30 protein-coding genes and 2 pseudogenes are annotated in these 26,716 nt (G+C 64.1%); 15 read left to right on the top strand and 17 right to left on the bottom strand.

The genetic code is table 11. The annotated features are described in order from the left end of the window. Nucleotides 1-3 precede the first annotated feature (3 nt). The 4 genes from ACFWO3_RS04845 to map form a co-directional block, all read right to left on the bottom strand. Nucleotides 4-918, bottom strand: coding sequence for an alpha/beta fold hydrolase (locus ACFWO3_RS04845; protein ID WP_378574359.1), 915 nt, complete (start codon nucleotides 916-918; stop codon nucleotides 4-6). After that, on the bottom strand, nucleotides 915-1,553 hold the full coding sequence (locus ACFWO3_RS04850) for an alpha/beta fold hydrolase (protein ID WP_378574361.1): 639 nt from the start codon (nucleotides 1,551-1,553) through the stop codon (nucleotides 915-917). Before ACFWO3_RS04850 ends, ACFWO3_RS04845 begins: the two co-directional genes overlap by 4 nt. A gap of 9 nt (nucleotides 1,554-1,562) precedes the next feature. Then, nucleotides 1,563-3,209: an MFS transporter gene (locus ACFWO3_RS04855; protein WP_378574363.1), complete on the bottom strand. Its 1,647-nt coding sequence runs from the start codon at nucleotides 3,207-3,209 to the stop codon at nucleotides 1,563-1,565. Between the two features lie 101 nt (nucleotides 3,210-3,310). After that, nucleotides 3,311-4,078 (bottom strand): type I methionyl aminopeptidase, encoded by a 768-nt coding sequence (map, locus tag ACFWO3_RS04860; protein ID WP_378574366.1) that lies wholly within the window; start codon nucleotides 4,076-4,078, stop codon nucleotides 3,311-3,313. An 88-nt stretch (nucleotides 4,079-4,166) separates the two neighbouring features. Between map and ACFWO3_RS04865 the strand changes: the two genes are divergently transcribed. The 6 genes from ACFWO3_RS04865 (at nucleotide 4,167) to ACFWO3_RS04890 (ending at nucleotide 9,952) form a co-directional block, all read left to right on the top strand. Beyond that, nucleotides 4,167-4,436, top strand: coding sequence for a helix-turn-helix domain-containing protein (locus tag ACFWO3_RS04865; protein WP_378574368.1), 270 nt, complete (start codon nucleotides 4,167-4,169; stop codon nucleotides 4,434-4,436). A 78-nt stretch (nucleotides 4,437-4,514) separates the two neighbouring features. Then, complete coding sequence (locus ACFWO3_RS04870; RefSeq protein ID WP_378574371.1) at nucleotides 4,515-5,477, top strand: pirin family protein; 963 nt, start codon at nucleotides 4,515-4,517, stop codon at nucleotides 5,475-5,477. A gap of 191 nt (nucleotides 5,478-5,668) precedes the next feature. Further along, nucleotides 5,669-6,061 (top strand): hypothetical protein, encoded by a 393-nt coding sequence (locus ACFWO3_RS04875; RefSeq protein ID WP_378574373.1) that lies wholly within the window; start codon nucleotides 5,669-5,671, stop codon nucleotides 6,059-6,061. Between the two features lie 85 nt (nucleotides 6,062-6,146). Then, nucleotides 6,147-6,914 (top strand): pirin family protein, encoded by a 768-nt coding sequence (locus ACFWO3_RS04880; protein WP_378574375.1) that lies wholly within the window; start codon nucleotides 6,147-6,149, stop codon nucleotides 6,912-6,914. Between the two features lie 95 nt (nucleotides 6,915-7,009). Beyond that, nucleotides 7,010-7,957, top strand: a complete 948-nt coding sequence (locus tag ACFWO3_RS04885; protein WP_378574377.1) for a protocatechuate dioxygenase — start codon at nucleotides 7,010-7,012, stop codon at nucleotides 7,955-7,957. 45 nt (nucleotides 7,958-8,002) lie between these two features. Then, entirely contained in the window at nucleotides 8,003-9,952 is a 1,950-nt protein-coding gene (locus ACFWO3_RS04890) for a M13 family metallopeptidase (protein WP_378574379.1), read from the top strand. A 51-nt stretch (nucleotides 9,953-10,003) separates the two neighbouring features. Here the strand turns inward: ACFWO3_RS04890 and ACFWO3_RS04895 are convergent, their stop codons facing one another. The 8 genes and pseudogenes from ACFWO3_RS04895 to ACFWO3_RS04930 form a co-directional block, all read right to left on the bottom strand. Continuing rightward, nucleotides 10,004-10,330 (bottom strand): YnfA family protein, encoded by a 327-nt coding sequence (locus ACFWO3_RS04895; protein WP_378574381.1) that lies wholly within the window; start codon nucleotides 10,328-10,330, stop codon nucleotides 10,004-10,006. Between the two features lie 319 nt (nucleotides 10,331-10,649). Then, nucleotides 10,650-10,757 (bottom strand): annotated as a pseudogene (locus ACFWO3_RS04900) (sugar ABC transporter permease); the annotation flags it as partial. A gap of 86 nt (nucleotides 10,758-10,843) precedes the next feature. Next, nucleotides 10,844-11,779: an Ig-like domain-containing protein gene (locus ACFWO3_RS04905; protein ID WP_378574383.1), complete on the bottom strand. Its 936-nt coding sequence runs from the start codon at nucleotides 11,777-11,779 to the stop codon at nucleotides 10,844-10,846. A 125-nt stretch (nucleotides 11,780-11,904) separates the two neighbouring features. Further along, on the bottom strand, nucleotides 11,905-13,590 hold the full coding sequence (locus ACFWO3_RS04910) for an FAD-dependent oxidoreductase (RefSeq protein WP_378574385.1): 1,686 nt from the start codon (nucleotides 13,588-13,590) through the stop codon (nucleotides 11,905-11,907). An 88-nt stretch (nucleotides 13,591-13,678) separates the two neighbouring features. Continuing rightward, entirely contained in the window at nucleotides 13,679-13,900 is a 222-nt protein-coding gene (locus ACFWO3_RS04915; RefSeq protein WP_378574387.1) for a dodecin, read from the bottom strand. Between the two features lie 75 nt (nucleotides 13,901-13,975). Continuing rightward, nucleotides 13,976-14,491, bottom strand: coding sequence for a DUF6764 family protein (locus ACFWO3_RS04920; RefSeq protein ID WP_378574389.1), 516 nt, complete (start codon nucleotides 14,489-14,491; stop codon nucleotides 13,976-13,978). Between the two features lie 99 nt (nucleotides 14,492-14,590). Then, nucleotides 14,591-15,646: a DNA polymerase domain-containing protein gene (locus ACFWO3_RS04925; protein ID WP_378574391.1), complete on the bottom strand. Its 1,056-nt coding sequence runs from the start codon at nucleotides 15,644-15,646 to the stop codon at nucleotides 14,591-14,593. Beyond that, nucleotides 15,646-16,692, bottom strand: coding sequence for an ATP-dependent DNA ligase (locus tag ACFWO3_RS04930; RefSeq protein WP_378574394.1), 1,047 nt, complete (start codon nucleotides 16,690-16,692; stop codon nucleotides 15,646-15,648). The genes ACFWO3_RS04925 and ACFWO3_RS04930 overlap by 1 nt, the downstream gene beginning before the upstream one ends. Before the next feature lie 84 nt (nucleotides 16,693-16,776). On the opposite strand from ACFWO3_RS04930, the gene ACFWO3_RS04935 reads away from it, so the two are divergent. Next, nucleotides 16,777-17,382 (top strand): hypothetical protein, encoded by a 606-nt coding sequence (locus ACFWO3_RS04935; protein WP_378574396.1) that lies wholly within the window; start codon nucleotides 16,777-16,779, stop codon nucleotides 17,380-17,382. Nucleotides 17,383-17,391: 9 nt separating this feature from the next. Here the strand turns inward: ACFWO3_RS04935 and ACFWO3_RS04940 are convergent, their stop codons facing one another. The 4 genes from ACFWO3_RS04940 to ACFWO3_RS04955 form a co-directional block, all read right to left on the bottom strand. Further along, nucleotides 17,392-17,547, bottom strand: a complete 156-nt coding sequence (locus tag ACFWO3_RS04940; RefSeq protein WP_378574983.1) for a DUF6131 family protein — start codon at nucleotides 17,545-17,547, stop codon at nucleotides 17,392-17,394. Between the two features lie 47 nt (nucleotides 17,548-17,594). Then, nucleotides 17,595-17,801, bottom strand: coding sequence for a hypothetical protein (locus ACFWO3_RS04945; RefSeq protein WP_378574398.1), 207 nt, complete (start codon nucleotides 17,799-17,801; stop codon nucleotides 17,595-17,597). An 18-nt stretch (nucleotides 17,802-17,819) separates the two neighbouring features. Further along, the gene (locus ACFWO3_RS04950; protein ID WP_378574401.1) at nucleotides 17,820-18,287 is read right to left on the bottom strand and encodes a hypothetical protein; all 468 of its coding nucleotides are present in this window, start codon (nucleotides 18,285-18,287) and stop codon (nucleotides 17,820-17,822) included. A 102-nt stretch (nucleotides 18,288-18,389) separates the two neighbouring features. After that, nucleotides 18,390-19,517 carry a magnesium and cobalt transport protein CorA gene (locus ACFWO3_RS04955; protein WP_378574402.1) on the bottom strand — a complete coding sequence of 376 codons (1,128 nt, stop codon included), beginning with the start codon at nucleotides 19,515-19,517 and terminating at the stop codon, nucleotides 18,390-18,392. A gap of 63 nt (nucleotides 19,518-19,580) precedes the next feature. Here ACFWO3_RS04955 and ACFWO3_RS04960 point away from each other — a divergent pair, with 63 nt between their 5' ends. The 6 genes and pseudogenes from ACFWO3_RS04960 to ACFWO3_RS04985 all read left to right on the top strand — a co-directional run bounded on the left by ACFWO3_RS04960 (nucleotide 19,581) and on the right by ACFWO3_RS04985 (nucleotide 24,388). After that, nucleotides 19,581-20,264, top strand: coding sequence for a 3'-5' exonuclease (locus ACFWO3_RS04960; protein ID WP_378574404.1), 684 nt, complete (start codon nucleotides 19,581-19,583; stop codon nucleotides 20,262-20,264). A 35-nt stretch (nucleotides 20,265-20,299) separates the two neighbouring features. Next, nucleotides 20,300-21,007, top strand: a complete 708-nt coding sequence (locus tag ACFWO3_RS04965) for a TetR family transcriptional regulator (RefSeq protein ID WP_378574407.1) — start codon at nucleotides 20,300-20,302, stop codon at nucleotides 21,005-21,007. Between the two features lie 159 nt (nucleotides 21,008-21,166). After that, the gene (locus ACFWO3_RS04970) at nucleotides 21,167-22,327 is read left to right on the top strand and encodes an acyl-CoA dehydrogenase (protein ID WP_378574410.1); all 1,161 of its coding nucleotides are present in this window, start codon (nucleotides 21,167-21,169) and stop codon (nucleotides 22,325-22,327) included. A 79-nt stretch (nucleotides 22,328-22,406) separates the two neighbouring features. Further along, on the top strand, nucleotides 22,407-23,255 hold the full coding sequence (locus tag ACFWO3_RS04975; RefSeq protein WP_378574412.1) for a 3-hydroxybutyryl-CoA dehydrogenase: 849 nt from the start codon (nucleotides 22,407-22,409) through the stop codon (nucleotides 23,253-23,255). A gap of 463 nt (nucleotides 23,256-23,718) precedes the next feature. Beyond that, nucleotides 23,719-23,850 (top strand): annotated as a pseudogene (locus tag ACFWO3_RS04980) (iron-siderophore ABC transporter substrate-binding protein); the annotation flags it as partial. Nucleotides 23,851-24,019: 169 nt separating this feature from the next. Beyond that, nucleotides 24,020-24,388: a hypothetical protein gene (locus ACFWO3_RS04985; RefSeq protein ID WP_378575041.1), complete on the top strand. Its 369-nt coding sequence runs from the start codon at nucleotides 24,020-24,022 to the stop codon at nucleotides 24,386-24,388. Here ACFWO3_RS04985 and ACFWO3_RS04990 read toward each other — a convergent pair. Continuing rightward, on the bottom strand, nucleotides 24,338-24,775 hold the full coding sequence (locus ACFWO3_RS04990) for a DoxX family protein (RefSeq protein WP_378574414.1): 438 nt from the start codon (nucleotides 24,773-24,775) through the stop codon (nucleotides 24,338-24,340). The genes ACFWO3_RS04985 and ACFWO3_RS04990 overlap by 51 nt on opposite strands. 239 nt (nucleotides 24,776-25,014) lie before the next feature. On the opposite strand from ACFWO3_RS04990, the gene ACFWO3_RS04995 reads away from it, so the two are divergent. Next, nucleotides 25,015-26,004: an LLM class flavin-dependent oxidoreductase gene (locus ACFWO3_RS04995; protein WP_378574416.1), complete on the top strand. Its 990-nt coding sequence runs from the start codon at nucleotides 25,015-25,017 to the stop codon at nucleotides 26,002-26,004. Nucleotides 26,005-26,031: 27 nt separating this feature from the next. Next, entirely contained in the window at nucleotides 26,032-26,685 is a 654-nt protein-coding gene (locus ACFWO3_RS05000; RefSeq protein ID WP_378574418.1) for an SDR family oxidoreductase, read from the top strand. Nucleotides 26,686-26,716: the final 31 nt, after the last annotated feature.

Below are 26,716 nucleotides of genomic sequence, written 5' to 3' on the forward strand. Positions count from 1 at the left end.
CATTCAGGCCAATCCCGCAACCCGGTCTTCGGACTCCCATGCGGCAAGAACGGTACGAATCCCGGTCACGAGAGCCAGCGGCTGATCGATCATCGCATGATGACCGGCGGCCGGGATCTCCGCGAACAGAGCAGATGGACCGAACCGTCGACGCATGTCGTCGACCATCTCCTCGGAGACGATGCCGTGCTCGGCTCTCAAATACGCTATGCGGCAACGTGGATCGTCGGCACCGAGGTGTTCGCTACCACCCCTGTAAAAGAAGGCCGGGTCGAACTTCCACGTCCAGGCACCCTCCTGTTCACGCATGGAGGTCCTTGCGATGTGGTCGAGCACGTACGGCAGTGCCGTCTCCTGCGGTGGGACCAGACGGAAGTGCGCGAGCGCACGGTCGGCGCTCGAATACGGTTTGCTCGGCGCGAACTGCCGCTTCGCGCGAGCATCTTCTTCCTCGGGTGTCCGGGCACGAACCGGTGAATCGACGAGCTGGACACCGGCGAGATCTTCACCGAACAGCCTGGCCGCTGCGAACGACACCAATCCACCCATACTGTGCCCAACGAACATCGGGGCTCCGGTAATCCCGGCAGGGCCCGCCACCGCGAGGGACTCCTCCGCCCACTGCTCGAGCCCGTACTTCTCGCGTCGCCCACTGTCGCCGTGACCGCTGAGGTCGAGCGCCACCACTCGCCGATCCTGCGCAAGCATGGGAGCGACGTGGTCCCACCACCTGCTGTGCGCGGCGCCGCCGTGGATCAACACGATCCCGGGTGACCCGCTCGGACCCCATGCCCGAAAGTGCACTTCGGCGCCGGCGACGTCGACGGCACCTCGGTCGACGTCGGCGTTCAGCGCGGACGTGAACCATGTCGGTTCGGAGTCGGCAGTCCTGCGCTCGGGCTCGTACGCGTAGCTCATCGCCCGAACATATCCGACATCGTTGTCGTCACCGCGCGCTCGACCACCGGATACCTGGCAATGTCCAGATCGTGCCGAGCTCCGTCGAGTTCCACGAGTGTGGTGGGCGCCGGAATCATCGCGACCGCCGCGCGCATTTCGTCGGGAGTCGCGAACGTGTCCTTCGAACCGTGCACCACAACCGTCGGAACTCGCAGGTCGGGCAGGTGTTCGGTCCTCAGCTTCTCGGGCTTTTTCGGCGGGTGCAACGGATACGACAGGAGCAGCAGCCCGTCGATCGAACCGGAAGACTCCGCCGCGAGCATGCTGGTCTGTCGCCCACCGTACGAATGCCCACCGGCCACCACCGGCCCGTTGGTCACCTCCCGTAGATACGCCACCGCTGCGGCCACGCCCGCGCGGTCTTCTGCAGCGCACGACGGATGAGGTGGACCCTTCGCCTTCCGCACCCGAAACGGCAGGTCGAACCGCAACACCAGGACACCACGTTCGGCGAATTCGTCTGCCAGCGCCCTCAAGAGCATCGTGTCGTGATCGCTGCCTGCGCCGTGCGTCAGTGCGAGCCCTCCGATCACGTCGGCTTCGGGGCGATGAAGGGCGCCGCGGACATCACCGCTGTTCAGAACTTCTGCCATACCCACACGCTAGACAGGTGGGGTTTGCGGTGACGGCGCCTCGGCATCCGATTTCGCTGCCGGCGCACGCGGAACCTTTCCGGTGAAGAACAGAGCGACAATTGCCAGAAGGGCGGCCACCGAGAACGCCACCCTGAGTGCCTCGAGGCGAGCATCCGAGTTGATGTCGAGAACCTGCTGCGCGGTGACGTCCGGAACCGAGGCGTCCGACAGGGCCGACTCGAGTTGCGTATCCGAGAGGAAGGGCACGCCACTCGCCAGTTCGGTGGTCGCCTGCTCTTGCACCGACTGCGGAACGTTCGGGTCGGACTGAATACCCGCGACGATCGAGGTGCTCAGGGTCGCGATGAGCACCGAGCCGATCAGTGCTGTCCCGAGGGACGCACCGAGGTTGGTAGCCGTGTTCTGCAACCCACCGACTTCGCCGCTCTGCGAATCCGGCACGGCCGACACCGTAACGGCACCGAGCTGGGAAGCCAAGGCACCCAAACCGGCTCCCATCAGCACCATCGGGATTGCGACGACACCGGCGTTGGCTCCGGGATCCATACCGGCGACGAGGAACAATATCCCGACCACCATGCTCGCGAGTCCGAGTCGTACGACACGTCGCGGATTGGCCCGTGGACGGAGCTTCGGGATGCCGACTGCTGCCAACAGCAAGGCAAGAGACAGCGGGACCAGACGTACGCCGGTCTGAAGCGAATCGAGCTCGAGCACCACGGACAGGAAGAGCGGGACCGCGAAGAACACACCCGCCTGAACCGCGAACTGCGCGAAGAACATGCTGAGACCACCCGCCAATTGGCGATTTCGGAGCATCGACGGATCGATCAGGGGTTCGCCACCAAGGTGCACCAGACGGGACTCCCAGCGCAGGAAGCCGTAGAGCACAAGGAGCCCGCCCAGAACCAGCCACACGACAGGCGAGATGTCGAGGATCGACGGTCCCCCCGGTTTCGGCTGGACCCAGCCCCATTCGCTCGATCGCAGAACGCCGAACACGATCATGCCCAGACTCACGACCGACAGCGCCGATCCGACCACGTCGAGACGCGACTTGGCAGGCGGGACGTCCGCAATGCGCCGCAGCACCATGAGGATCATCAGAACGAGCACGACTTCACCCGCGAACACGTACCGCCAGGACGCGAGTGTGGTGACGGCACCGCCGATGAGCGGTCCGGCCGCAACGGCCATCGCTCCTGCCGCTGCGACCAGCCCGTAGGCGGCGGGCCGTCGCTCGGGTGAGAAGTTCGCGGCGACGAGCGCAACGATCGCCGGCATGATCAGCGCCGCTCCCATCCCTTCGAGCAGCGACCACCCGATCAACAGCACCGTCAGGTTGGGAGCCACGGAGGTGGTGAACGAGCCCACGCCGTACACGACGAGCCCCAGTCCGAACGCCCTCCGCCTTCCCAGGATGGTGCCGATCTTGCCGCCCGTGATCATCAGCGTGGCCATGACCAGGGTGTACAGGGTTATGGCGGTCTGGATTCCGGTGATCGTCGTACCGAGATCCGACGCCACGGTCGCCATGGACACGTTCATCACCGAACTGTCCAGGGTCATCAGGAACTGACCCGAGGCCAATACACCGAGTACCAAGCCGGAGCCCGCTACTCCCACACCGCCCGATTCCACGGGTTTCGACATGGCGTCTTCTTTCGCGACCCCCAGTGCACAGCGCAATTCTTTGCGGCAACTTCAGCATTGCACTTCGGAATGCGGCGAAGGAGCAGTTTGCGTGCAGCCAGTCAGCCGAGTGTCGTGAGAATTCTCGGTCCGTCCTCGGTGACTGCGATGGTGTGTTCGCTGTGCGCCGTGCGTGAACCGTCTGCGGACCGGATGGTCCACCCGTCCTCGTCGTAGACGATCTCGTCGGTGGACCGCGCGAACCAGGGTTCGATCGCCAGCGTCAACCCTGGTCGCAGCGTGAGTCCGCGGTCGGCGCGACCGACGTTGGGCACGTGCGGGTCCTCGTGCATGGTGCGGCCGAGCCCGTGTCCACCGAACTCGGTGTTGACTGGATAGCCGTAGTCGGCAGCAACCCTTCCGATGGCAGCCGAGATGTCGCCCAACTTGTTGCCGGGCTGTGCTGCGGCGATCCCGGCGTCCAGGGCACGACGGGTCGACTCGATGAGCCGCTCGTCCTCTGCGCGGGGCGTCCCGACGATGATGCTTCGGGCCGAATCGGCGACCCAGCCGTCGATCGATACGGCGATGTCCATGGTGAGCAGGTCGCCGTCGGCGAGGCTGTAGTCGAACGGCAGGCCGTGCAGAACGGCGTCGTTCACGGACAGGCAGATGACGTTGCGAAACGGGCCGCTCCCGAAGGACGGCGCGTAGTCCCAGTAGCAGGAGATCGCGCCACGTTCGCGAATCAGCTCGCGTGCACGGTTCTCGAGGTCGAGAAGGTTGACCCCGACGGCGGCGAGACCACTCAGGTCGTCGAGCAGCCGGGCGATGAACGTGCCGGTGGCGTTCATCTTGTCGATCTCGTCGGGGGTTTTCAGTTCGAGCATGCGCACATCCCCTCGCAATAGCGGTATATAAATACCACCCTAGCGCACAACTGGGTATTAAAATACCGACACGGGTAAGCTCGGCGACATGGTGCGACTCCCCCTGACCCCCCGGCAACGCGAAGGCGGACGACGCCTCGGTGCACTCCTACGCGAAGCACGGGGCGAGCGAACCCTCAACGAGGTGGCGGTCGCGGCCTCCATATCTCCCGAGACCCTCCGCAAGATCGAGACCGGCCGCATGGCGACTCCGGCTTTCGCGACGGTAGCCGCGCTGTCTTCGGTTCTGCCGGTACCGCTACAGGAACTCGCAGACGCCTGCACCCTTCGAGACGTCGATCTCGAAGACGTCGGATAGCGGCGGGAATAGTTCCCCACACAGCGCGTTGAGCTTTAATGCACTAGTTGAATTATTGACTACTTTCGGGAGGCTCTCATGCCTGCAGTGACCGTCGACAACATCCTCACACTCCCCCGCATCGAGACCCCGGCCCTGACTGCCGTCGATCGGCCCGTCCGCACGGTGACGACCGCACCGACCGGCTACGAAGGCGAGGGCTTCCCCGTCCACCGCGCATTCGCGGGCATCGACATGGGCGCACTCGACCCGTTCATCCACATGGACCAGATGGGCGAGATCAACTACGCCCCCGGAGAGCCCAAGGGCACCCCGTGGCACCCCCACCGCGGGTTCGAAACCGTCACCTACATGATCGACGGGATCATGGAACACCAGGACTCCAACGGTGGCGGCGGCACCATCGGCGGTGGTGACACCCAGTGGATGACCGCAGGTGGCGGCATCCTGCACATCGAAACGCCGCCCGAGCACCTCGTCATGAGCGGCGGCCTCTTCCACGGCGTTCAACTCTGGGTCAACCTGCCACGAAGCGACAAGATGGCCGCCCCGCGGTACCAGGACATCACCGGCAACAAGGTCGCACTGCTGTCGTCTCAGGACGGTGGTGCGCTGGTTCGCGTCATCGCCGGCGAAGTCGCCGCGCACCAGGGTCCCGGTTCCACGTACACACCCATCGCGCTGTCGCACACGACCATCGCCCCGGGTGCGTCACTTACCCTGCCCTGGAACCCCGAGTACAACGCCCTGGTCTACGTGCTGGCAGGTCAGGGAACCGTCGGCGTGGAACGACGGCCGATCCGCAGCGGCCAAACCGTCGTGTTCGGCAAGGGTGACACGTTGACGGTCGCCGCGGCCGACACTCAGGACTCCCGGTCCCAATCCCTCGAGGTGTTCGTCATGGGCGGCAAGCCGTTACGCGAACCCGTCGCCATGGCCGGACCGTTCGTCATGAACACCCGCGCCGAGGTCATCGAAGCGTTCGAGGATTTCCAGGCCGGGCGACTCGGTTCCATCCCCGCAGCTCACGAGTCCTTGTAACCCCTGTGAGTGGTTGACGAGTCTCTGGACTCGTCAACCACTCACAGGAATGTGATGGAGGTTCACCTTGAAGACGCCCGACAGCACGGTCGAGATCCACCGCAGTCACGACCGACGTCACCTCAGGTACGGCTGGCTCGACGCCTGGCACAACGAGGACACCGTCTTCGCAGGCGAGGGATTCGGCACCGGTGCACCTCGTTCAGATGTGGGTGCCACCCAACGAGCCCGGCCTGCCACCGGAGTACCAGGAACTGGATGTCGAGAGCGAATTGGCGATCGGCGGGCTGGTCCCGGTCGCGTCCGGACTGAAGCGCCATGCGGGCGATGCCGCAATCGGTATCCGCAACCGCCACACCGCGTTCTACGCCGCCCGCCTCGGGCCGGGGCAGTCCGTGACGGTGTCGGAAGCACCGTACGTCCACATCTTCGTTGCCGAAGGGACCGTCGACATGGAGGGCGTGGGGCCTCTCGGTCAGGGTGATGCTGTCAGGTTGGCATCAACTGGTGGACAACGCATCTCGACGATCGATAGTGCCGAGGTACTGGTGTGGGAGATGCACGCCGGCTTCGCACGCAATTGACCGATACGAAATCGGTACCGGCACCTCGAAATCATCCCGACCGAACTCGTATCCTGGGACAGGTACCGCCCGAAGGAGGACCGACATGCCTGCAGTCACCACCCCGCACGTTTACGTTCATCGCGCCGGCGATCGGTTGAAGACTCGGGTCTCCTGGTTGGATTCGAAACATTCTTTCTCGTTCGGGCACCACTACGACCCGGACAACACGCACCACGGTCTGCTGTTGGTGAACAACGACGACACCGTCCTTCCGGATGCCGGCTTCGAGACCCACCCGCACAAGGACATGGAAATCGTCACCTGGGTGCTCCGAGGGTCACTCGTGCACCAGGACTCGATCGGGCACTCCGGCATCATCTACCCCGGACTCGCACAGCGCATGAGTGCCGGCAAAGGCATCATGCACTCCGAGAAGAACGACAGCTGGCGGATCCGCGACGACGACCAGAAACACGAACCTGTGCACTTCGTGCAGATGTGGGTCGTTCCGGACGAAGGGGGTCTCACGCCCGGCTACGAGCAGCTCGAGGTCGACAACGAACTGCTCACCGGGGGTCTGGTCCCCATCGCGTCGGGTATGAGCGCCTACAAGGACCACGCTGCAATCCGCATCAACAACAAGAACGCGGCCATGCACGTCGCACGAGTGGTCCCGAATCAACCCATCAGCCTCCCCGAAGCCCCCTACCTGCACGTATTCGTCGCCCAGGGAACAGCAGAGATGGAAGGCGTCGGCGAACTGTACGAAGGCGACGCGGTCCGCCTCACCAGTTCGGGCGGCCAGGAGATCACCTCCCGAGAGGGCGCCGAGCTGATCGTGTGGGAGATGCACTCACGCATCGGCGGCTGAATCTCGGCTCACAGGAACTTCACAGCCGGCATCCAGTCGTGCTGGAGCCTCACCGACCACGATCGAGCCATCACTCACGATCATGGAGGTACAAGGTGAACAGGGACGTGCAAGCCAGCCGTCTGCGGGTCAGCCGAAGACGCGCACTCGCGCTCGGTGGAACGGTCGGACTCGGCGGTTTGATCGCCGCATGCGGCGGCAACGGTCCGACCGGGGCGGCAGTCACCGAGTCCACCGCAGCCAGTGCAACGACCGGAGCAGACGGCGCCACCGTCGCCGAGTTGTTGGCTCAGGCCCCGAACTGCGTCATGAGCGTCGAAGAAACCCAGGGGCCGTACTGGTTCGACGTCGACTCGATTCGGACCGACATTCGTGAAGACCGACCCGGCACCAAGCTGCAGCTGGCTTTGCGCGTCCAGGACGTCACCGGGTGCCCTGCGGACGGGTCGGGCGCCTCGGTCGTGTCGGGTGCCGTCGTCGAGATCTGGCACTGCGACGCGGGCGGCGTGTACTCCGGATTCGAGTCGGGATCGAACGGAGGCGGTGGCGGCCGGCCGCCCGAAGGGGCACCGGACGGCGGCATCGGCGGCCCCCCACCCGGCGACGGCAACGGCCCACCCGAAGGCGGCGGAGCACCCGGCGGCATGGGCAGTTCGGGCGAGACGTCGAACGGTTCGTACAGCGTCGGCGACTCCGAATCGGCCACCACCGACGACGGCACCTACCTGCGCGGTGCGCAGCCCACCGACGCCGACGGCATCGCCCAGTTCACGACAATCTTCCCCGGCTGGTATCGCGGCCGCACCACGCACATCCACGTGAAGGTGCACGTCGACAAGAAGACCGTGCTCACCACGCAGCTGTTCTTCGACGAAGCTCTCATCGACGAGATCAACGCGACATCGCCGTACAACGAGCACACCGGGCGTGAGAGCAACACCGACAACTCCAACGACAACATCTACGACGACACCGGCCTCATGACCGTTGGGAAGCAGGGCGACGGCTACCTCGCAGTGATCAACCTGGGCGTGGACGTCTGACCGTCCCCTGTGGAGCGGACCGCGACGGTCGGGTAGACAGGAGACATGACCACGGCTGAGCACTCCGGCATCGACCTGACCTACCTCGACCAACAGACTCGCGCACAGGACGATCTCTTCGTCCACGTGAACGGCGCGTGGCTCGAGGAGTACACGATTCCCGCCGATCGCGCCGTCGACGGCGCCTTCCGAACGCTGTACGACAAGGCCGAGGTCGATGTCCAGACCATCATCACCGAGGCAGCTTCGTCGGGGGACGAGCCCGGCACGGACGCCCAGCGCATCGGCGACCTCTACACGAGCTTCATGAACGAGGAGGCCGTCGAGGCGGCCGGCCTCGCACCGATCGCCGACGAGCTGTCCTCCGTGTCTTCCGCGGAGGACAGTTGGTCCTTGGCGGCCGCGATCGGGCGGCTGCAGCGCACGGGCGTGGGCGGCGGAATCGGCCACTACGTGGACACCGACGCGAAGAATTCCTCGCGCTACGTGGTGCACCTGAGCCAGTCCGGTATCGGTTTGCCGGACGAGTCGTACTACCGCGAGGACGGGTACGCCGACATCCGCACCGCGTACGTCGCGCACATCGGGAAGATGTTCGACCTCGCGGGTGTGTCCTACGACGCGAACACCGTGTTCGATTTGGAGACGAAGATCGCGGCTGGACACTGGGACGTGGTCATGCGTCGGGATGCGGATCTCACGTACAACCTTCGCACCCTGGCCGAACTTCCTATCGAATTCGGTTGGCAGTCCTGGATTTCCGCGCTGGGCGCGAGCGAAGAACAGTTCGCCGAGGTCGTCGTGGGGCAACCGGACTTCCTCTCGACGTTCGCGTCGCTGTGGGAGTCGGAGCCGTTGGAATCGTGGAAGGCATGGGCAACCTGGCGCATCGTCCATTCCCGCGCGCCATACCTGACTGCCGCACTCGTGGACGAGAATTTCGCCTTCTACGGCACCACCCTCACCGGCACGGAAGAGAACCGCGAGCGTTGGAAGCGCGGCGTCTCGCTGGTCCAGGATCTGCTCGGTGAAGCGGTCGGCAAGCTCTACGTCGAGCGTCACTTCCCCGCGGATTCCAAGGCGCTCATGCAGGAACTCGTCGCGAACCTCCGAGAGGCCTACCGGCGCAACATCTCCGAACTCGAGTGGATGAGCCCCGCGACCCGGGAAGCCGCATTACGCAAGCTGGAGAAGTTCACACCCAAGATCGGCTACCCCGACAAGTGGCGTGACTACTCGGACATCGTGATCTCGCCGGACGACCTGGTCGGCAACTATCGCAACGGATACGCATCCGACTACGACCGAGACATGAACAAGTTGGGTGGGCCCGTCGACCGCGACGAATGGTTCATGACACCGCAGACGGTGAACGCCTACTACAACCCGGGTATGAACGAGATCGTCTTCCCTGCAGCGATTCTGCAGCCGCCCTTCTTCGACCCGAACGCCGACGACGCCGCCAACTACGGTGGGATCGGAGCCGTGATCGGGCACGAGATCGGCCACGGGTTCGACGACCAGGGTGCCAAGTACGACGGCGACGGAAACATGGTCGACTGGTGGACGGACGACGATCGCACCGAATTCGGCAAGCGCACCAAGGCACTGATCGAGCAGTACAACGAGTTCGAGCCGAACGGCCTCCCCGGCCACAAGGTCAACGGCGAGTTCACGATCGGCGAGAACATCGGTGACCTGGGCGGCCTGTCCATCGCGATCGCCGCGTACCGGATCGCCACGGAAGGTCAGGAGCCGCCTGTCATCGACGGACTCACAGGTATTCAGCGGGTGTTCTTCGGTTGGGCGCAGGTGTGGCGCACCAAGGCCCGCGAGGCGGAGGCAATTCGTCGTCTGGCGATCGACCCGCATTCGCCGCCGGAGTTCCGGTGCAACGGTGTGGTCCGCAATCTCGACACCTTCCACGAGGCGTTCGACGTGAAACCAGGCGACGACCTGTACTTGGAGCCCGAACAGCGCGTCAACATCTGGTGAACCCCTGTGAGTGGTTGACGAGTCCAGAGACTCGTCAACCACTCACAGGGGTTAGCGGGCGTACATGATCACACCGACGCCGATGAGGCACAACACCGCTCCCGTGACATCCCAGCGGTCGGGCCGGAACCCGTCCATCACGACACCCCACAACAGCGAACCCGCGACGAAGATGCCGCCGTACGCAGCGAGAATGCGACCGAAATTGGCGTCCGGCTGCAGCGTGGCCACGAACCCGTAGATCCCCAGCGAGATCACGCCGAGGCCTACCCACAACCAGCCGCGATTCTCACGCAGGCCCTGCCAGACGAGCCAGGCACCGCCGATCTCGAACAGCGCGGCCACGGCGAAGAGAATGATCGAACGAGTCACCGTCATGACGGCAGTATGTCAGCGAATGCGCACACCGTTCGACGCGGAGAAGAACACCACCTCGGAACGCTTGGGTAGAAGCCGCAACGAATCACCCGCCACCATCTTGCGGTGCCGTTCCATCCGCGCCACTATGCGACCGGACCAGCTGATCGGTCGGTCGCCGTCGCCCACGCCGTACACGAACGATTCCGATCCGAGCTCCTCCACCAACCCCCACCACGATCTTGTCGACATCCTCGGCGACGTTCGGAACAGGCAGCTTCAATCCGCCGACGACGGCAACCCGATCCACCACCTCGGCATCGATCCGGTTCATCCCCGGAGATCCGATGAACTCGGCGGCCTCCGAAAGGTCTTTCCTGAGACCTTGCAGCGCAGCGAGATAGATGACGAAGGTGTATCCCAAGTTCTTCCACATGTAGGTCACCGTCAAAGATGAAACCCGTGAGGGGCCGTCCGATCCGAAGATCGTGCGGCCCCTCACGGGTGAATGTTCAGTTTTCGGCAGGCCCGAGGTCAGCGATTCCAGTCGCCCAGACCGTCTGCGCCGTCGAGCACGCCACCCGCAGTGTTCTGAACGACCACGGGATCACCCTTCTGCGAGGTGTCGAAGAACCACTGGGCATCTTCCGTGCTCACGTTCAAGCAACCGTGGCTGACGTTGTTGTAGCCCTGATCGCCGACCGACCACGGAGCCGCGTGCACGAAGATGCCGCTGTAGGACAGGCGCGTCGCGTACTCGACGAAGGTGCGGTAGCCCTCGGGCGAGTCGACGGGCACACCGTAAGTCGAGGAGTCCATGTACATGTCGCGGAACTTCTCACCGACGATGTAGGTGCCGTTGGGCGTCTCGTGATCCTGTTTGCCCATGGAGGTCGGCATGGTGCGCACGACCTCACCGTTACGGGTGACCGTGATCGTCTTCGTCGCGTCGTCCGCCGTGGTGACGACGGAGTCACCGATGGAGAAGCTCGAGGTGGTATCGCCTGCCTTCACCGTCACCTGAGTGTGGGCCGGCCAGAACTCGGTGGGCTTCCACCGAACCTGGCTATCGCTCGTCCAGTAGAAGGAGCCCTCCACGTCCGGTTCCGTGGAGACCTTGATGGCGCGCTCTGCGGCGGCGCGGTCGTCGATCGACTCGTTGAACGAGATGATGATCGGCTGTGCGACACCCACGACCTCGCCGTTTCCGGGATTGAGCGAAGGTGCCGAGAAGTTCGCGGGTGCTTCTTCCGGGGCTGCAGGCAGACCCGGAAGATCCGTAAGCCCCGGGACGGCGGGCATCTCCGGCAACGACGGCAGGCTCGGAATCTCGGGCCCACCGGGGAAGAGAGGGGCGGCTTGTGCGGGGGCGGTGAATGCCAGTCCCGAACCGACCAACCCGACGGCGGCGATTGCCACGCGGGACTTCCAGCGTCCACGCGTCGTTCCGCCGTTGTGCAGCTTGCGCATTTTCCACCCTTGTTCGACGACGTCTGTCTTTCGCGGCGCCCCCGACGAGATCGTTACCGCCTCGTGTCATTAACACACACGATCCCGGTTCCTAGCAATTCTCTCGTTACCTGCCGTGCGGTAGATCACGCGTCGCCGCGTGCCGCTGCGAGCATGCTTTCGATGCTGATCATCTTCAGCCGCGGCCGTCCGGTCGCTTTGCCTTCGGCACGTTCCGCCTTGTCGATCCGCTGCCAGCCCTGGAAATCGACGGCATCCGGGGCACGCTGCAACAGGAGTTCGTCCAGCGCATCCCTGTTGTCGGGCGCCTCGAGACGTCCGGCGACGAAGTCGTCCACCAGCATCGTGACGGTTTCGGCGGAACAGTATTTGTTCGTGCCGATCACCCCCGTCGGCCCACGCTTGATCCATCCGGCCACGTACACGCCCGGCACCGGTGCGCCCGTGTCCGGATCGACGACGCGCCCGTTCTCGTTGGGAATCACGCCGCGCTGATCGTCGAACGGGACATCGGCCACCGGTGTGCCGCGATAGCCGATCGACCGGAGCACGAGCCCGGTCTCGAGTTCTTCGACCTTGTCGGTCCGCTGCGCTGTGAGCTTGCCCGATTCGTCGCGCTTCATTTCATTGGCCGCGATCCGGATCTTCTCGACCCGACCTTCGCCGTCACCCACATATTCGACCGGTGAGGCGAGAAAGCGCAGCACGATCCGCTTCTTCGCCGGGTCCGGTGTGCGGTTGGCGAAGCCCTCGACCTGGGAGACCTTGAGGGCGACCGAGGGCTCGGAGTCTTCGCTGTCCACGAACGAGCGGCTCTCCGGATCGAGGACTGCCTCTTCGGTGTCCACAACGATATCGACGTCCGGCATCCGGCCGAGAGCGAGTAGCTCGGGGTTCGTGTACGCAGCCTGGGCGGGCCCCCGCCTTCCGAGAATCACTACTTCCTCGATGTTGCTCTTACGCAGGGCGGCGAGGGCATGTTCGGCGAGGTCCGTCTCGGCCAGCGCGTCCGGGTCGGTGACGAGGATGCGGGCAACGTCGAGGGCGACGTTGCCGTTGCCGACGATGACCGCACGTTTACCGCTCAGATCGAACTCGCGGTCCGCGTAGTCGGGGTGGCCGTTGTACCAAGCGACGAACTCGGTCGCCGCGAAGCTCCCGTCCAGCTCTTCGCCCGGAATCCCCAGCTTGCGATCACCGGCCGCTCCGACCGCGTAGATCACCGCGTGATGGTTCTGCAGGAGTTCGTCGTGCGAGATTCGGTCCCCGACCTCGACGTTGAAGTGGCATCGAACCGTGCGGCGCCCGACTGCCGACCGGAACTGGTCCGTCACGCCCTTGGTTCCCGGATGGTCCGGCGCGACACCGGCACGAACCAACCCGTACGGCGTGGGCAGCCGGTCGAAGATGTCGACCTCGATCCGCGGTTTGGCCGTCAGTTCCATCGCCGCGTAGCAGGCTGCGGGTCCCGATCCGACGATCGCGACGTGCAGCGTGCCCAGGTCGGACGGGATCGAGACCGGTTTGACGACATCCGGCCAGTCCGGACCGATTGGATGTTTGCTGAAATATTCCGCGTTGATGTCGAGGTAGGGCTCGTCGCCTTCGGGCAACTCGTGGTCGGCGTAGATCGCCTCCACCGGGCACTCTTCGACGCAGGCTCCACAGTCGATGCAGGTGTCCGGGTCGATGTAGAGCATCTCCGTGGTAGCGAACGGTTTTTCGTCCGGCGTGGGGTGAATGCAATTGACCGGACACACGTCCACACACGACGCATCGTTGCAGCACGGCTGCGTGATCACATAAGCCACTGTTCCGTTCCCCTACCTGTGCACTACGTCACTCGACACGCCCAGACTATAACGTGTTGCAGTTTTGGGCGAGAACGTTCGGGCTCGACTACACCTGATCACCCGGTTCCACACGGAAGCCCACCTTCACCGCGACCTGAAAATGCGCGACAGAGCCGTTCTCGATGTGGCCGCGAGTGCCGATCACCTCGAACCACTCGAGGTTGCGAACGGTCTCGTTGGCACGTGAAACCGCGTTACGAATCGCGGCATCCGTACCCTCCGTCGACGACCCGACGATCTCGACGACCCGATAGACGTGATCGGCCATGATCACTCCCTTCGTTGCAGAACCCGTACCTCACGAGTCAACCAGACGAAAGGAGGAAACGTGACTTGTATCACTTCATGGTGTGTGCCAGGTCTGCACGCCGTTGCTCAAGCACGCCTGACCGGTCCCGAAATTGGCCACTGCGGACAGCCCGCCGCCACAGACGACACCCTTGTCTGCCGCACCGACGAACGACTGTCCCCGCGGACCGCTGACCGCAACCGACAGTCCGGGCTGGTCCACGGCGCCGATGGCGACACTCTGCGGGCCGAGTGCGAACGCCGCCACCAGCCCACGGTTGGCCTCCGCGGCACCCGTGCCGCCGGCATGACCGACACCGAGCGCCGCGCCGGACGCCGCTGCCTGGGCGAATCCGACACCGGCATTACCGAGTGCGGCAGCATTGCTCGACAGGTCGGCACGCGCACCACATCCGGCGACTCCGGCGATGAGCACGGTTTCGCCACCGGGTGGCTGCACGCAGGTGAGCGGCCGCGCAGTGGCGGTACCGGGCGCAAACAGGATGCTTCCGAAAGTTGCTGCTGCGATGCCGAACGCAACTCCTGCACCACGCGTTGTCGAACGGTTCATGGGCCCGAGGCTACGTCATGCAGGTAACCTCCTGGAAGCCAACAAATGTCACGATTCATGAAACACATCAACCGATATCACCTCAGATTTGCTGAAAGATCAGCTCGAGCCCTTCGCCTCTCGCTCGGCTTTCCGGTCTCGATCCTTGCTCGGCTGAACCCGCTTGGGCTCCCCCGGCATCTTCGGATAGTTGGGCGGATAAGGGAGGTCACCGAGTCCGTCAGCGGCGTCTCGGTCCGCCATCTCCAACAATCCGTCGAGCGAGTGTGCGACGTCGTCGAGTGCCGCCATCGGGTCACCACGACGCTCGAGCAGGGCCGGAACAGTGGCAATGGTGAAGTCGTCCGGCGCCGCATCCACCAGCTCTTCCCACGTGAGCGGGGCAGATACCGTCGCTATCGGCGTCTTTCGTGCCGAATATGCGGAAGCGATCGTCTTGTCGCGCGCGTTCTGATTGAAGTCGAGGAAGATGCGTTCGCCCCGCTCCTCCTTCCACCACGACGTGGTGGCCCGCCCTTCACTTCGGCGTTCGATTTCACGTGCCAGCGCGATACCCGCACGCCGCACCTGAATGAAGTCCCAACGAGGTTCGATGTGCACGTAAATGTGCAACCCGCGCCCACCGGAAGTCTTCGGGAAGCCGATCAGGCCGAGCTCGTCGAGCAACGGTCGCATCACCTCCAACGCGATCGCCCTCGCGTCGTCGAATCCGGTTCCCGGCTGCGGGTCGAGGTCGATGCGTAGCTCGTCCGGATGATCGACGTCGGGGCAGCGCACCGCCCAGGGGTGAAAGGTGATGTTGCCCAGATTGGCTGCCCACACGATGTCTGCCGCGCTGCGTACCCGCAGGACGTCGGCGGTACGACCCGACGGAAACGTCACCCCACACGAGGCCACGTGTTCGGGCCGCTTCGCCGGCACTCGCTTCTGGTAGACCTCCTCGCCCTCCACACCGTCCGGAAACCTCTGGAGATGCGTCGGCCGGTCACGGAGAGCGTTCAACAGCGCACCGTGCGTCGCCACAGTCCGGTAGTACTCGACGAGATGCCGTTTGGTGCCCCCGTCCGAGCCCAGTTGCGGATAGTAGATCTTGTCAGGACTCGACATCCGGACGGAGACACCGTCGACATCGAGTTGCTCTGCGACACTTGCCATCACGAACCTCCACTCAGAACGTCGGCGAGGTCGTACCGCACCGGAACCTCCAACTGGTCGTAGGTGCATTCTTCGGGGACCCGATCCGGGCGCCAGCGCAGGAACTTCACCGCGTGCCGAAAGCGGGCCCCTTCCATCTGGTCGTAGGCCACTTCGAGCACTCGTTCGGGCCGCAGCGGCACCCAGCTACGGTCGGTCCCCGACCGCCACCGGGTGGCCTCACCCTCGGCCACCACGTCCTCGCCCACACGCAACGGTTGCAGTTCCTCGAGCAGTTCCTTACGGCGCTTCTCCGTGAACGCCGACGCGCCCCCGACCATCGCAAGCTGACCGCCGTCGTACAAACCGAGCAGCAAGGACCCCACCCCGTCGACACTCTTGTGCGGCCGGTAACCGATGAGCACGCAATCCGCTGTTCGGGCGTGCTTGACCTTCACCATCTCCCGCTTGTTCGGCAGGTAGACACCGTCGAGCCGCTTCGCGACGACACCATCGAGACCTGCGCCCTCGAACATTTCGAACCATTCGGAAGCCAGTTCGCTGTCTTGCGTCGCGGCTGTGACATGGCAGCTCGGCCCACGTCCACCCACGGAATCGAGCAACATCGAACGGCGCTCGCGAAACGGTGCCGATGTGAGATCGCGTTCGCTCAACGCAAGCAGATCGAACCCGATGAACTGCGAGGGCGTTTCCGCCGACAACTTCGCTACCCGGCTGGCCGCAGGATGGATGCGCTCGGACAGCGCCTCCCAGCTAAGCCGCACTCGCCCGTCGATCGATTGCGGTACGACGAGTTCGCCGTCGACCACGCACTTGTCCGGAAGTTCGGTGCGCACGGCCTCGACCATCTCCGGGAAATAGCGGGCGAGATCCTTGCCGCCTCTCGATCCCAGAACCACCTCGCCACCGTCCCGGAACACGAGTGCGCGGAACCCATCCCATTTGGGCTCGTACGACCACGTCATCGGATCGTCGGTTTGCTTCGGCACCGACGGCGCCGCCTTGGCGAGCATCGGCTGGACCGGGGGCTCCACGGGAAGGTGCACCAGTACATAGTGTCACCGCGGTACGACGGTGTCTTCGAAGTCGAATAGGATTCGCCGCAACAAGCAACAGGGAGGGAATCCATCATGTCCGGTCTGCGCAGACGCATCGGGACGTCGATCGCCGCACTGTCCGCCGTCACCCTGTTGGCGGCCGGGTGCGGTTCGTCCACCACCGAAGGCACTGCCGTTGCCGCAGACAATGCGGGGCCGACCAGCACGTCGTCGTCCTCGACCACCACGAGCGAAACTGCGATCGAGGGCGCCGACGAGGGTGGTGACGTCGACCTCGATGTCGAGATCGGCGAATGTGTCCAGCTGGGTGGGTCGATGGACGACGCGACGATCGACAACGCGACGTGCGGCGGTCCCGAGTCCAACTACAAGGTGATCGGCAAGGCGCCGACGAGCGACCAGTGTGTCGCGGACGCCGACCAGAGTTACTACGAGACCCTGCGCGGTGTCGAGCAGGGCGCGCTGTGCCTCGACATCGACTGGGTGATCGACGGATGCATGGACATGCCGTCGGGCGGCGATCCCATTCGGATCGAATGCAACGACCCTTCCGCGAAGGAAGGCGTGCGGGTCACCGAGATAGTGCAGGGACGCGGCGTAGTGGACGACTGCACCAAGTCCGAGACCGGATTCGAGTACACCGAACGCAAGTTCGTGGTGTGCGTCGACGATCTCTGAGGGATGTCGTCAGTACCAGTGTCGACGGCCGCCGACCGCCCGTCCGATCGAACCGAGGACCAGAAGGATCAGCCCGATGACGAGAAGGATGATGCCGATCGTCGTGAGGATCGGAACCCCCACGAGAAGACCGATGACGATAAGGATGATGCCGAGAATGATCACGGTCCGACCTTTCGGTTTCGGGGTGGAACTGTTCACGAGAGCAATGTCTATCGACTGGGTTCCGGCACCTCACATTCGATCTGCGGGTTGACACCCGTGTAGTTCAGAGGGCCGGCCACCACCGTGACTGCTATCGTCCCCACGCTTGCGCAATCCGCGGACACATCCTTGTAGTAGCCCCGTTGAAACACCGCGATCGCCCCGATGACGAGCCAGACCACTACGAGCAGCGTGACGAGACGTCCGATACGCATCTTTCCGCCCTCCGGTCGCTACACCGAGTCACTCGGCTTCGCGTGAGCACCCGGGCCGGCGGTCGTCCCAGGGTCGGGCGACCTCGTCGGCCGCATGCCTGTCGACGGAGGACCGGACGCGTGGTGACCGCCGGAATCTCCGACGTCGGGGTCGAGCGCATCGGCGCGCTTCCACTCTTTCGCCAGTTCGTCCCGGGACGCGGACGCCTCGTTCTGATGGGTTGCAGCATCGGCGCGCAGTCGCTTCGCTTCGGCCGCGCGGATATCCGCATCTGCCTGAGCTTTACGTGCCAGTGCTGCCGTCTCGTCGGCTCGCGCCTGCTGCTGCTCGACAGCCGGCGAATGCTCGTGCACATCGGCACGGACGTCCTGGGCTTTGCGCCGTCGGTGCTGGGTGCGTTTGCGCAACGCGACGGCGATCAAGACGGCGACGAGCACAACCGCGGCGATTGCGATGATGATCCAGATGATGGTCCTGGTGTCCATGACTACTCCCAACGACCCCCTTGTGGAAGTACCCATGCGAGGGCCCGGGCAAACAGAGTCGATGGAACATGCTCCCAAGAGAAGCACCGACGGGGGAAGTGCTCACAACCACCCGCGCCGTTTGAACACCGTGTAGAGGCCCGCGCAGGTGAGGACCATCAGACCGATCGCGAACGGGTATCCGAACTCCCAGTGTGTTTCGGGCATGACGTCGAAGTTCATACCGTACACCGTGCCGATCAGCGTAGGCGCGAAAAGGATTGCCGCCCAGGACGATACCTTCTTCACTTCCTCGTTCTGCACGTAGCTCGCCTGCGTGAGATGCCGCATCTCCTCGTTCTGGGCCTGCGACACGAGGGTCGCGTTCACGGTCAGGATGTTGCCGAGCAACTGCCTGAATCCGTCGGCCCGCTCGACCACGACGGTGGCGTGATCCGTGACGTCCCGGAGGTAGCGGCGAAGTTCCTCGTCCGTGTTGTACTTCTCGAAACCCACCGCGAGACTGCGCAGCATCCCGAGAAGTGGCTTGGTGGCACGCTGGAACTCGATGACCTCACGAGTCAGTTCGTAGATGCGCCGCGACACCCCGGGGTCACCGCTGAACACCTCTGTCTCGATCTCGTCGATGTCGTTCTGCAGACCTGCGACGACCGGAGCGTAACCATCCACGACGGCGTCGAGGATGGCATACAGAACGGCCTCGGGACCCAGCCGCAACAGGTCGGGATCTGACTCCATTCGGGCACGAACCGCAGAAAGATCCGGGGACTCGCTGTGCCGCACGGTGAGAACGAAGGTCTTGCCGCAGAAGACGTGTAGTTCACCGAATTCGACACGTTCGGTGTCGTCGCAGTATCGCGCCGCCCGTAGAACGACGAAAAGCGTGTCGCCGTACCGCTCGAGTTTCGGACGCTGATGCGCAAGAATCGCATCTTCCACAGCCAGCTCGTGAAGATCGAATTGTTCTGCGGCAGCGTACAACTGGTTGTTCTCGGGCCGGTACATCCCGATCCACGCCATCGACGACTCGTCGGGAAGTGCGGTGAGCGCCTCCGCAAGTGTTGCCGGCGTTGCGATCTTGGCACCGTCGCGGTAGACGGCACTGTTGACGACGGTGCGCTCGACCGATGCCGGCGGGCCCGGCTTCGGCGCGCTGTGCGCGGCCTCGGTGTCCGATACGCCGGCGGCGCGGCGAGGGATGAGGGAACGGCGCGGCGGCTGGTGCGCCAACCTGTCGGTGGCACGGTGTTAGCTGTTGCAGTACACACGGACGACCGAAGAGAGGGCGCACTCATGCACAGTTGGTCCGATCGCCCCATCTGTGCTTTCGACCTCGAGACCACGGGCCGTGATCCGCATACCGCCCGCATCGTGTCCGCTTCGGTGGTCGTCGTCGACGGCGCGCACACGGAACCTCGGAACTGGATTCTCGACCCCGGCGTCCCCATCCCCGACGGCGCGTCACAGGTCCACGGAATCTCCTCCGAGTACGCCCGTGAGCACGGCGTTCCTTACAGGGAGGGATACCTCGCCATCAGACAGGCCCTGGACGAGGCGTGGGCCCGCGACCATGTGGTGGTCGCCTTCAACGCCTCCTACGACCTCACCCTCATGCACCACGAAGGCTTGCGGCTCGGGTACCCCGATCTCGTCACCGGCATCGTCGTCGATCCCTACGTCATCGACCGCCAGATGGACAAGCGCAGGAAAGGCAAACGAACCCTCGGCGCGATGTGCGAGCACTACGGGATCGCACTGGACTGCGCACACGAGGCCCAGTCCGATGCTCTCGCCGCGGCGGAACTGGCGCGCAGCCTCGCCGTCACCTTCCCGCACATCTGCGGACTCGACATCATGACGCAGCAGACCAGCTGGCACGCCGAACGCCAAGCCGACTTCGCCGCGTATCTCGTTCGGCAGGGCCGCGATGCTTCGGACGTCAACGGTGAGTGGCCGATCCGAAGAACCGCGGGATAGCGCACGAATTTGCACTCGGTGTGATACTTGCCGACATGACCGAACGCGTCGACACCGCGGGCGACCCTGCGGAATTCCGAGTCCACGTCGTCGCCCAAGCCATTCGCCTGTTCTCGGAGAACGGGTACGAGGCGACCACTGTCGACCAGATCGCCGCGGCCACCGGGGTGTCACGCCGGACCTTCTTCCGTCAGTTTCGGTCCAAGGAGGACGTGATCTTCGCCGATCACGAGTCACTGATCGAGCAGGCAGGAGAGCACCTCTCCACCGATGCCGCAGACCCGTGGGCCGCGGTCTGCGATACCGCGAACCTCGTCTTCGACCACTTTCGTGAAAACCGGGAGCTCTCGGCGCGACGGTTCTTGCTCGTGCAGCAGGTTCCTGCTCTGCGCGACCGCGAGATCGTGACGGGGTTTCGCTACGAGCGGCTGTTCGTCGACTATCTACGGGCCGCACTGCCCCACGAGCCGGTTCTGAAAGTCATCGGATTCGCGGCAGCTGTCACTGCGTGCCACAACTATCTCCTCCGCAACATGACCCGCGGGGACGAGTCCGCGACGGTCGAGGCTCTCGAAGATGCACTGCTGGAGGTGCGGCGCACCTTCGGTGTCGCGCCGGCAGAATCCACGGAAACCAGCGAATCGATACTGGTAGTTGCCTATCCGCCGGGCACCCCAGTCGAAGATGTCACCGCCCTGATCCGCTCCCGTTTGACGTCGCCCGCGTCGGACGGAACGGACTGACGCCCACTGTTCAGGCCACCGCTCTTGACTGGCACTCAGTGCCGTGGTTGACTGCGCTCAGAGTGGCCGACGTGTGCCCCCACCTCGGCGGCCAACTACCCGCTCGAAGGCACCGAGTGCCCCGGTGTCCAACGAACAACCCATCAGAGGAGCAATCACATGGCCGGAAACCCGGACTTCGATCTTTTCAAGCTCGGTGAGGAGCACGACGAACTGCGTTCCGCGATCCGTGCACTCTCCGAGAAGGAGATCGCACCGCACGCCAAGGAGGTCGACGAGAAGGCTCGCTTCCCGGAAGAGGCACTCACCGCGCTCGTGAACTCCGGGTTCAACGCGATCCACGTCCCCGACACCTACAACGGCCAGGGCGCCGATTCCGTCGCCACCTGCATCGTCATCGAGGAAGTTGCCCGCGTCTGCGGTTCGTCCTCGCTGATTCCCGCAGTCAACAAGCTCGGCACCATGGGTCTGATCCTCAACGGCTCCGAGGAACTCAAGCAGCAGGTTCTGCCGCAACTCGCGTCCGGCGAGGCGATGGCTTCCTACGCGCTGTCCGAGCGTGAGGCGGGCTCCGACGCCGCCTCGATGCGTACCCGCGCAAAGGCCGACGGCGACGACTGGATCCTCAACGGATCGAAGTGCTGGATCACCAACGGCGGCAAGTCCTCCTGGTACACGGTGATGGCGGTCACCGATGCCGACAAGGGCGCCAACGGGATCAGCGCATTCATGGTGCACAAGGACGACGAGGGCTTCACCGTCGGGCCGCTCGAGCACAAGCTCGGCATCAAGGGTTCGCCCACCGCTGAGCTGTACTTCGAGAACTGCAAGATCCCCGGCGACCGCATCATCGGCGAGCCCGGCACCGGCTTCAAGACGGCGCTGAAGACGCTCGATCACACGCGTCCGACCATCGGCGCGCAGGCTGTCGGCCTGGCGCAGGGTGCGCTGGACGCCGCGATCGAATACACCAAGGATCGCAAGCAGTTCGGCCGTTCGATCGCCGACAACCAGGCTGTGCAGTTCATGCTCGCCGACATGGCTATGAAGGTCGAGGCCGCTCGGCTCATGGTGTACACCTCGGCTGCTCGCGCGGAGCGTGGCGAGAAGAACCTCGGGTTCATCTCCGCTGCGGCCAAGTGCTTCGCATCCGACACCGCCATGGAGGTCACCACCGACGCCGTGCAGCTGTTCGGTGGCGCCGGCTACACCACCGACTTCCCGGTCGAGCGCATGATGCGCGACGCCAAGATCACCCAGATCTACGAGGGCACCAACCAGATTCAGCGCGTGGTCATGTCCCGCGCCCTGCTCAAGTAACAAGCGACTTCGTCGCCTGTGAGTGGTTGACGAGTCCCTGGACTCGTCAACCACTCACAGAGGCTTTTAAAGGAGAAATGTGGAACTCGTAGGAGTAATCGGCGGCGGCACCATGGGCGCCGGCATCGCCGAAGTATGCATCAAGGCCGGCAGTTCGGTCCTCATTCTGGAAACCAAGCAGGAGTTCGCGGACGCCGCGCTCGGCCGCATCGACAAGTCTCTCGCCCGTGGCGTGAAGTCGGGCAAGCTCACCCAGGAGGACGCCGACGCCGCACGTAAGCGCGTGGACATAACCCTCGACATCGAGGACTTCGCGGATCGCGACCTCGTCATCGAGGCTGCACCCGAGATCGAGTCGCTCAAGCTCGAACTGTTCGGCAAACTCGACAAGATCGTGAAGCCGTCCGGCATCCTGGCGACCAACACCTCGTCCATCCCCGTCATCAAGATGGCCGGCGCCACCGAGCGTCCCGGCCAGGTCGTGGGCGTGCACTTCTTCAACCCCGTACCTGTCATGCCGCTGGTGGAGATCGTCGTCGCGCTCACCACATCGGAGGAGACCGTGAAGGCGGTCACGGATTTCGCCGCGAAGACGTTGGGCAAGAAGGCCGTTCGTGCGGGAGACCGGGCCGGGTTCATCGTCAACGCCCTGCTCATCCCGTATCTGACGTCGGCGGTCCGCATGCTCGAGTCGGGCTATGCAACTGCCGAGGACATCGACGCGGCAATGAAGGGTGGCTGTGGCTACCCGATGGGTCCCTTGACGCTGATCGACACGGTCGGCCTGGACATCACCCTCGCCGCTGCGCAGTCGCTGTACGACGAGTTCGGTGAGCCGCATCTGATCCCGCCGCCGCTGCTTCGCCGCAAGGTCGAGGCCGGTCACCTGGGCAAGAAGTCCGGCCAGGGCTTCTACAGCTACAGCTAGAAACTCACCCGATTCTGCGCTTCACCCCGACAACGAGGGTGAAGCGCAGAGTCGTGTTCGGGGTATATCGTGCTGCAATGTGAACCCTCGATCGTCGTGCGTTCCTCGCCGGAAGCGCCGGCACGGACCTGTTGCTGGCGACCGCTGCGTGCTCGTCCGACAACGGGAGCGGCGCGTCGGGTGACACCCATACGTCACCCACAAGCAGGGCACGACCGAAGTTCCCGCCGATCCGAAGCGGATCGTCACCCTCGGACATTCCGGTCAGGGCACTCTCCGCGCGCTCGCCGTCACCGATTGGTATGGCGATTACCCCGATGCCACCTGGCCTTGAGTCAAGGAGGATCTCGGCGACCACCATCCTTAGTCTCTCGGCTGCGGTCAGTTCACCGGAAGCGCGAACTTCGCGTTCGAGCAGATCGCGGAACTCGCACCCGACCTGATTTTTGCGTTGTACGTCGACGTGAACGACGAGAACTACGCGCGTTTGAGCACCATCGCCCCAACGATCACCACGTCACCCGACTACCCGGACTTCGGGATGCTCCAGCAGGACTCGGTGAGTTTGGTCGGAGCCACCCTCGACGAGCGGGCACGGGCCGACGAGCTGATCACGGAGGTCGATGGCCTCCTGTCCGGACAGCAGGCAGCCCACCCACGGTTCGAGGGTAAGACCGTCGCCGAGTCCGGAGACCCCGGGCTCGTTCTATGTTCGCTCACCGAACGATCCACGATCTCGCCTGAGGACGTCATTGGGTTTCGTCGTGCCGGACCGAATCGTCGAGATGGCAGGCGACAAAGATGCTTTCGACATCAGGTCGGAACAGCTCGACGTGCTGGACGTGGAAGTGTTGGTCTGGATCGTCGGTGGCAATCCCGGCGCTGCGGAGCGGATCGCCGCTGACCCGCTGTACCGCTTACTGGCAGTTGCCCGGGACGGACGCGACGTGTTCGTCACCGACCCTGTGGTGTCAGGTGCGCTGACCTGGGGAACTGTCCTGAGTCTGCCTCACGCCGTGGAGAGTCTCGTTCCCCTGCTGTCGGTGGCTGCAGACAGGTCGGCTCGAGCTCGCGACCCGAGCCTATGCAGATTTCGACGAGGTCCCGATGAGGGGCAGTTTTCCGCCGAGTAGTCCGTCGACGCTGAATCGTCCCGCTCCGACCACCGCGAGGATCAGCGACGCGGCACCGAGAGCGCGCACCAGTTCGTAGCCGCCGTCGGAGACCCAGATACCGGAATCCGCGTGCGCGGCGAAGTACGCGCCGATCATGTCGAGGACGAAGAGGGCCCCGACGATCGGAACGAGCACGCCCGCGATCAGTGCGATCCCGCCGAGCACTTCAAGCCAGGTGGCGAGGAATGCGGAGACGCCGGGGACGGGTACACCCATGCTGTCGAAGCCGGTTTTCGTCGCTTCGTGGCCGTTGCGCACCTTCTGGAGGCCGTGTGCAAGGAAGATGACGCCGATGCCGATCCGTCCTACGAGGAGTCCGACATTTCGGGCTATGGGGCTGTTCATGTGTGACGCCTTTCGGTGGATGTGCGGCTCAGGTGTCGTACGCCGAGCCGGAATGCGAATGAGCAGACTGCGGGTACCGACAGACAGTACCACCAGAAGTTGAACCTTCAACCTGCCGACGAATGTCACACCGGTTCGCCCGAGTCGAACCGGTGTGACATTGGTCGGGGGTGGGGAATCAAAAGCGAGGCTCACGTGTTGTGCGTGTCGTCCGTTCACAACGAAAGGCTGGCGTCACCGTGGCTGTTCCGCTCTCGATTCTCGACCTCGCACTCATCGGCCCCGGTGAAACCGCCCGCGAAAGCGTCGACGCTTCGGTGGAAACCGCCCAGCACGCGGAGAAGTGGGGATACCGGCGAATCTGGTACGCCGAGCATCACAACATGTCGTCCATCGCCTCGTCCGCGACGAGCGTCCTGATCGCCCACGTCGCCGCTCACACAGAGAAGATCCGACTCGGCGCCGGCGGCATCATGCTCCCCAACCATGCCCCGCTGACGATCGCCGAGCAGTTCGGCACTCTCGAAACCCTGCACCCCGGTCGCATCGACCTCGGCCTGGGTCGAGCACCGGGCAGCGACCAGAAGACCATGCGGGCACTGCGGCGCGATCCGTCTTCGGCCGATAGCTTTCCTCAGGATGTCCTGGAACTGCAGGCGTACCTCGCCGGTAAGTCACGCATCCCGGGTATCGACGCCATCCCGGGCAAGGGCACGAACGTGCCGCTGTACATACTCGGGTCCTCCCTTTTCGGCGCGAAGCTCGCCGGAATGCTGGGCCTGCCTTACGCATTCGCGTCGCACTTCGCGCCCAATGCGCTCGAAGATGCCGTGGCCCTGTACCGGCGCGAGTTCAAGCCTTCCGAACAGTTGGCCGAACCGCACGTGATCGCCGGGCTCAACGTGATCGCAGCCGACACCACGGAAGAAGCACTCGAAGAGTTTCAACAGGCCAAGCGCCAGCGCGTGAACCTGCTGCTTGCGCGTGACCGGAAATTCACCGACGACGAAGCCGATATGGTGCTCGAAAGCCCTGCCGGACAGCAGGTTCTGCAGATGGCGAAGTACACGGCAGTCGGAACCCCGTCTGCGGTGGCAGACTACGTCGACGAGTTCACGAAGCACGCGGATGCGGACGAATTGATCGTCGCATCGTCTGCGCCACGCCGAGCCGGTCGCTTACGATCACTGCAATTGCTCGCCGAGGCAACCGATCTCGTACCTGCCTGACGAATCACCAACGGAAAGGACAGCCCCATGTCGAAGATTGTCATCATCGGAGGACACGGCAAGATTGCGCTACGCCTCGCGCGCATCCTCACCGCCGAGGGAAACGAGGTGAGTTCGCTCATCCGCAATCCCGATCACGAGGCCGACGTGCGTGAGACCGGCGCCGCGCCAGTACTCGCCGATGTCGAGAATCTCTCCACCGAGGACATCGCCGACAAGCTCCGCGGACACGACGCAGTCGTATTCTCTGCAGGAGCAGGCGGCGGCAATCCGGCTCGCACCTACGCGGTCGACCGGGACGCCGCGATTCGTTCCATCGACGCGGCCCAGTCGGCCGGTGTGAAGCGATACGTGATCGTCTCCTACTTCGGGGCGGGCCCCGACCACGGCGTGCCTAGCGACAACAGCTTCTTCCCCTACGCGGAGGCGAAAGCAGCAGCCGACGAGCGCCTGCGTGCCTCCGACCTCGACTGGACCATCCTCGGACCGAGCACGCTGACCGAGGACGAACCCACCGGCAAGATCGAACTCGGCCCGAATGCGGAGAAGAGCACGGTCTCACGGTCCGATGTCGCCCAGGTTGCTGCCATAGTTCTCGACACACCGGACACCTCCGGAAAGACGATCGAGTTCAACAACGGCGAAACGCCGATCTCAGAAGCCGTGGCCTCCCTGCGATAGGACTTGTCCCCTCGGCCTCGACTTGTACCCT

Origin of the sequence: Rhodococcus sp. NPDC058521, from assembly GCF_042719695.1 — a bacterium.
Taxonomy (GTDB): Bacteria; Actinomycetota; Actinomycetes; order Mycobacteriales; family Mycobacteriaceae; genus Rhodococcus_F.

What these genes read in the sequence shown, in the direction of transcription:
- ACFWO3_RS04880 (WP_378574375.1), top strand. Translation starts at nt 6,147, where the DNA reads ATGCCTGCAGTCACCACCCCGCACGTTTACGTTCATCGCGCCGGCGAT.
- ACFWO3_RS04950 (WP_378574401.1), bottom strand. Translation starts at nt 18,287, where the DNA reads ATGGACACCAGGACCATCATCTGGATCATCATCGCAATCGCCGCGGTT.
- ACFWO3_RS04965 (WP_378574407.1), top strand. Translation starts at nt 20,300, where the DNA reads ATGACCGAACGCGTCGACACCGCGGGCGACCCTGCGGAATTCCGAGTC.
- ACFWO3_RS04905 (WP_378574383.1), bottom strand. Translation starts at nt 11,779, where the DNA reads ATGCGCAAGCTGCACAACGGCGGAACGACGCGTGGACGCTGGAAGTCC.
- ACFWO3_RS04890 (WP_378574379.1), top strand. Translation starts at nt 8,003, where the DNA reads ATGACCACGGCTGAGCACTCCGGCATCGACCTGACCTACCTCGACCAA.
- ACFWO3_RS04855 (WP_378574363.1), bottom strand. Translation starts at nt 3,209, where the DNA reads ATGTCGAAACCCGTGGAATCGGGCGGTGTGGGAGTAGCGGGCTCCGGC.
- ACFWO3_RS04990 (WP_378574414.1), bottom strand. Translation starts at nt 24,775, where the DNA reads ATGAACAGCCCCATAGCCCGAAATGTCGGACTCCTCGTAGGACGGATC.
- ACFWO3_RS04870 (WP_378574371.1), top strand. Translation starts at nt 4,515, where the DNA reads ATGCCTGCAGTGACCGTCGACAACATCCTCACACTCCCCCGCATCGAG.
- ACFWO3_RS04850 (WP_378574361.1), bottom strand. Translation starts at nt 1,553, where the DNA reads ATGGCAGAAGTTCTGAACAGCGGTGATGTCCGCGGCGCCCTTCATCGC.
- ACFWO3_RS04945 (WP_378574398.1), bottom strand. Translation starts at nt 17,801, where the DNA reads ATGCGTATCGGACGTCTCGTCACGCTGCTCGTAGTGGTCTGGCTCGTC.
- ACFWO3_RS04970 (WP_378574410.1), top strand. Translation starts at nt 21,167, where the DNA reads ATGGCCGGAAACCCGGACTTCGATCTTTTCAAGCTCGGTGAGGAGCAC.
- ACFWO3_RS04915 (WP_378574387.1), bottom strand. Translation starts at nt 13,900, where the DNA reads ATGGCCGATCACGTCTATCGGGTCGTCGAGATCGTCGGGTCGTCGACG.
- ACFWO3_RS04845 (WP_378574359.1), bottom strand. Translation starts at nt 918, where the DNA reads ATGAGCTACGCGTACGAGCCCGAGCGCAGGACTGCCGACTCCGAACCG.
- map (WP_378574366.1), bottom strand. Translation starts at nt 4,078, where the DNA reads ATGCTCGAACTGAAAACCCCCGACGAGATCGACAAGATGAACGCCACC.
- ACFWO3_RS04925 (WP_378574391.1), bottom strand. Translation starts at nt 15,646, where the DNA reads ATGGCAAGTGTCGCAGAGCAACTCGATGTCGACGGTGTCTCCGTCCGG.
- ACFWO3_RS04865 (WP_378574368.1), top strand. Translation starts at nt 4,167, where the DNA reads ATGGTGCGACTCCCCCTGACCCCCCGGCAACGCGAAGGCGGACGACGC.
- ACFWO3_RS05000 (WP_378574418.1), top strand. Translation starts at nt 26,032, where the DNA reads ATGTCGAAGATTGTCATCATCGGAGGACACGGCAAGATTGCGCTACGC.
- ACFWO3_RS04960 (WP_378574404.1), top strand. Translation starts at nt 19,581, where the DNA reads ATGCACAGTTGGTCCGATCGCCCCATCTGTGCTTTCGACCTCGAGACC.
- ACFWO3_RS04920 (WP_378574389.1), bottom strand. Translation starts at nt 14,491, where the DNA reads ATGAACCGTTCGACAACGCGTGGTGCAGGAGTTGCGTTCGGCATCGCA.
- ACFWO3_RS04895 (WP_378574381.1), bottom strand. Translation starts at nt 10,330, where the DNA reads ATGACGGTGACTCGTTCGATCATTCTCTTCGCCGTGGCCGCGCTGTTC.
- ACFWO3_RS04935 (WP_378574396.1), top strand. Translation starts at nt 16,777, where the DNA reads ATGTCCGGTCTGCGCAGACGCATCGGGACGTCGATCGCCGCACTGTCC.